The organism is Odoribacter sp. N54.MGS-14, assembly GCF_000980295.1.
Lineage (GTDB): Bacteria > Bacteroidota > Bacteroidia > Bacteroidales > Marinifilaceae > Odoribacter > Odoribacter splanchnicus.
Genome location: NZ_LARL01000194.1, coordinates 1 through 303, shown reverse-complemented (window position 1 = coordinate 303; position 303 = coordinate 1). Strand labels below are relative to the sequence as shown.

The 303-nt window shown below is 47.9% G+C and carries 1 protein-coding gene; it reads left to right on the top strand.

Annotated elements, in window-relative coordinates; genetic code table 11:
- Positions 1-303, top strand: a 303-nt coding sequence (locus tag WS42_RS15075) for a transposase (protein WP_286728793.1), incomplete at both ends; no start/stop codon positions are given.

The following is a 303-nucleotide window of genomic DNA, read 5'->3' as shown; positions in this document are numbered from 1 at the left end:
GTTTTAACCGTGGTAAACTTTCCCACGGAAAGCGCGACCAATTGGAAGGATGTTTTTGAAGGTCTCAAAGAAAGAGGGGTTGCTGTCGTGGATCTGCTGGTATGTGACGGGTTATCCGGTATTGAAAACACGCTGGCCGATACTTTCCCCCAAGCGGATTTGCAGCTGTGTACCGTTCATCTGAAAAGGAATATCGTGAATAAGGTCAAGCCCGGGGATAAGAAGCAGGTTATGGAGGAACTCAAACAAATCTGCTCTCCTGACCAATGGGACATCACGCCGGAAAAGGCATTCGGTGTATTT